This window comes from Mycobacterium nebraskense (assembly GCF_002102255.1).
In the GTDB taxonomy this organism is placed as follows: domain Bacteria; phylum Actinomycetota; class Actinomycetes; order Mycobacteriales; family Mycobacteriaceae; genus Mycobacterium; species Mycobacterium nebraskense.
Genome location: NZ_LQPH01000001.1, coordinates 1 through 4,096, shown reverse-complemented (window position 1 = coordinate 4,096; position 4,096 = coordinate 1). Strand labels below are relative to the sequence as shown.

Below are 4,096 nucleotides of genomic sequence, written 5' to 3'. Positions count from 1 at the left end.
CGAGGCCACTCCGCCCTCGGCGGACGACCACCAATCAGCCGACTCGCTGCCTGACAACAACGTGTCAGGTCACGACAGCTAGGGCCGCGAGCACCCCGCTCAGCTCGCTGCTAGCTCCACCACCTGGCCGGTGCCGTTGTCGGCGATGAGTACTTTCTTGACGGCGGTGTTCACCGCCACGCCCACGGGGTGGTTGCCGGTGAACGGCAGCACCGTCAAGTTGCTCGACCCGGGATCCAGCTTCACTACCTTGCCGCTCTCGTGGTCGGTGACGTAGACAGCGCCCGCGGTGTCGACCGCGATACCCGAGGGCACGGTGAGGCCGGTGAAGGGCAGCAAGGTCGGGGTGCTCGACCCGGAATGCAACTTCAGCACCCTGTCGTTGTCGGAGTCGGTGACGTAGACGGTGCCGGCGGCGTCCACCGCCACACCATCTGGATGATTGAGGCCGGTGAACGGCAGATCGGTCTGCGTGTTCGACCTCGTCTCCAGCTTCACCACTCTGTTATTGCCCCGGTCGGCGACGTATAGGTTGCCGGCAGCATCCACCGCTACCCCCTGCGGGAAATTGAGGCCGTTGAACGGCAGCACCGCTGGGGTGCTCGATCCGGGATCCAGCTTCACCACCCTGTTGTTGAAGTCGGCGACATATACGGTGCCGTTGGCGTCTACCGCCAGCCCTTGCGGCTGGTATAGGCCGGTGAACGGCAGCACCGTTGGGGTGCCCGAACCGGCAGCCAACTTCACCACCCGCCCGTACATGCCTTGACTGGTGACGTACACGTTGCCGGTGTTATCCAGCGCTACCCCGCCTGGGGAGAAGGGGAAGCCGAGCCCGGCCAACGGCAGCACAGTTTGACCGGACGCCGACCTCGATGGGTGCGGTCCCCGGGTTAGCAGGTACCCTGCGACGCCGATGGCGAGGATCACCAGCAGTGCGGTAGCGCCGACGAGGATCCGTTTGCGTTTGTGGTGAGGCTCCGCTGCTGCGCGGGGCGATTGCCTAAAGTCCGGTGCACCCGCAGGGCTGACGGAGGGCGGGGTGCTGGGTCGGCTGCGCCAGCTGCCAGTGCTGGCGACAGGCGGTGTCCACCCGGACTCGGTGGTGGGCGAGCTTGACATTCGTGACCATGCCCTGGCCTGGGTCACGGCGTCGGGGCTGGCCAGCCCGGCACCCGCGGCATTGGTCGGCAGGGTTGCGTTGTCGCCGCGCTGTGGAATCGCGGCCGCCTGGCCCTGCTCGGCTGCGGTCAGTGCATCGTAGGCGGCGGTGGCCAGTTCACCGGCGCTGCGATAGCGCTCTTCGGGGTTTTTCGCCATGCCTCTGGCGATCACCTGATCTAAAGCCACCGGAACCGTTTCGGGTCGCAGCTGGCTGGGCCGCGGGGCAGGCTCCGTCAGATGCGCGCCGACCGCCCGTTCGATGCTGTTGGCCCGATACGGAGGTGACCCGATCAGACACTCGGCCAGCACACACGCCAGCGAATAGATATCGGAGCGATAGGTGACCTCACCGCTGGTGAACCGCTCCGGGGCCATGTAGTTGTAGGTTCCCATCACCATCCCGGTGTGGGTCAGCCCTGGATCGGATGCGGCGCGGGCGATACCGAAATCCACCAGATAGGCGAAGTCGTCGCCAGTGATCAGGATGTTTTCCGGTTTGACATCGCGGTGCGTCACGCCGCTGGCGTGCGCGGCGTCCAGCGCGGCGGCGACCTGGCGCGCGATGGCCACCGCCCGTGCCGGGGCCAGCGGACCATCGCGCGTCAACACGCTGCGCAGAGAAACGCCGTCGATCAGCCGCATGTCCAAATAGAGCTGCCCGTCGATCTCGCCGTAATCATGAATCGGCACCACATGCTGCTCGGTCAGCCGTCCCGCGGCGTCGGCCTCGCGATGCATCCGCTCGCGCAATACCGGGTCGGCGGAGAATTGCTCCGAGATCAGCTTCAGCGCCACCACCCGGTGTTTGCGGGTGTCCTCGGCCTCATAGACCTCGCCCATTCCGCCGCGCCCCAGCAGCCGCATCAGCCGATAGGGCCCGAAAAACGACCCCGTCCGCGAACCCGGCTCACTGCTTGGCATCGAACTCCTTTATGTGATTACGAGATAGCGTTCACCGCTGTCAGTAGCCGCGACTGTAGCCAGCCCGGCGGCGGGATAGATCCATACTGCGCCAAACCGTCTTGGCCCGGACCGATTATCGCCTGCATAAACGCTCTTACCGCGGTTCCCGTAGCGGAATCCGGATACTTAGAGCAAACAATCTCATAGGTCGGCTCCACGATCGGGTATGCACCCGGCTGCGTCGGCTTGTAGAACGATGACGTGTCCAAGACCAGGTCATTACCCTGCCCCGTGACCCGAACTCCGGCAATCGTTTTGCCGGCCGAGTCGGCAGTGATCGACACAGGCTCCGGACCCGCTGACGTGATGATCTGGGCCATGTTCAACTGTTTGCCCAACGCGAACGACCACGCGGTGTAGGTGATCGATCCGTCGGTGGTCTGCAGGGTCGCGGTCACGCCATCATCCCCGTCGGCGCCGCCACCGACGCCCCCCTTGAACGTCTGGCCGTGGCCTTTACCCCAGGCACCGCCGGATGCTGCGTCGAGATATTGCTGGAAGTTAGCTGAGTTACCGGATTCGTCACTGCGGAAAATGACGTGAATGGCCGCTGAGGGCAGGGTGGTGCCTGCATTGAGCGCCTTGATCGCCGGGTCATCCCACCTGGTGATTGCGCCGTTGAAGATCTTCGCCATCGTGGGCGCGTCCAGCATCAGTGAACTCACGCCGCTGATGTGGTAGGTGATTGCGATCGGCTCAAACACCGCCGGCAGCTCCCACGCTGGGGACCCGCATCGCGCAGCCGCCTTGTTGGGCTCACCCGTCGACGGGTCCAACGGCACACCGGAACCCGCCAGATCTGTCTGGTTCTTGATGAACTGGTCTACGCCGGCGCGGGAGCCATTTCCCTCGTAGTCCAGCGCGTGACCGGGACACGCTTGAGAGTAGACGTAGACGAACCGTTGTATCGCGTTCTGTTGTGCGGTCGCGCCGGCGCCCTTGAGCTCCTCCTTGCCGCCGCAGTCCACTTTCGCCGAGGATCCTGAGGGGCTGTTCGTGTTGCCTCCGCATGCCGATAGCGCCAGCGCACCAGCCACTAGCAGGCTCACGGCGCCAGTTCGGGTGAGTCTCACCGAGCTCTTCTCCCAAAAGTAAGAGGTCCCAAACACCTACAGGTCGCAAGACACTTACTTTGCCACTGCCTCGCGCGACATGGGGTTCTGGTGAACGTAGCAGGTGGACGGCCAAGGGACTGGCTCATTAACGGCGGATCGGATCCATCGAAACGGTGGAGTCATGAACCGCCTGGTGAGCCGGTGACTGCCTCACCCAAGACACGCCGAAGATCACGCATATCCAAACAGTCGGCCCAGTGCCGGTGGCAATACGACGTCTTCGGCGGCACGCCAGGGCTTGGCGGCTCGATCAACTCGGGCCAGGTCCGTTCTGCGTTTACCTGTCGGCGTTGAGGGCGCCGGTAATGGCAGGGCCGACCACAGGTTGGGTTCGATTCCGGTTGTGGTGAGGGCATGCAAATGGCCGATGTGGCGGCGGGGTAGGCGCTGACAGCGGGCGACGCGCTGGCCGGCACGGAGTGGCGCGGCATTTGTGTCCGCCGGGGTAGGGATTACCCGGTTGCGCGAAACGCGACCCGACCTGCCGGTACGTCTTAATCCGTGCGTGTCGCCGACGACGTGGGGGCAGGACCGGCTCGTCGAACAGCAATTGTGACCAAATAACCTGTACCGGCGCGTAATAGGGCTGGCGAGGCCTGGGGACGTGCAGTACCCTCTTGGGGTATGGGGGCTATGCGGACACCGGTCGACGCTGATCGCGTCGCCGTCTTCAGGCGGTCGCGGTGGCGCTCTGTCGCCGTCGTGGTCGTCGCGGCCGCCGTTGCGATGTGGGTGCTCGTTTTCGGTGGGCACTCCGAATTAAGGTTGCAGCTTGCAGCCTCTCATCCGGCGCATGCCCTCGTTACCTCGCTAGGTTCTGAATTCGCCGTTAACGTCGGTCATCCGCATCTGTC

The 4,096-nt window shown here is 64.4% G+C and carries 2 protein-coding genes and 1 pseudogene; 1 reads left to right on the top strand and 2 read right to left on the bottom strand.

Annotation, left to right across the window (positions count from 1 at the left end; genetic code table 11):
• Positions 1-99: 99 nt before the first annotated feature.
• Positions 100-2,085: a serine/threonine-protein kinase PknD gene (locus tag AWC17_RS00010; protein WP_046183233.1), complete on the bottom strand. Its 1,986-nt coding sequence runs from the start codon at positions 2,083-2,085 to the stop codon at positions 100-102.
• Between the two features lie 17 nt (positions 2,086-2,102).
• The gene (gene pstS / locus AWC17_RS00005) at positions 2,103-3,200 is read right to left on the bottom strand and encodes a phosphate ABC transporter substrate-binding protein PstS (RefSeq protein WP_046183234.1); all 1,098 of its coding nucleotides are present in this window, start codon (positions 3,198-3,200) and stop codon (positions 2,103-2,105) included.
• A gap of 675 nt (positions 3,201-3,875) precedes the next feature.
• Between pstS and AWC17_RS32965 the strand changes: the two are divergent.
• A pseudogene (locus AWC17_RS32965) lies at positions 3,876-4,096 on the top strand (hypothetical protein); the annotation flags it as partial.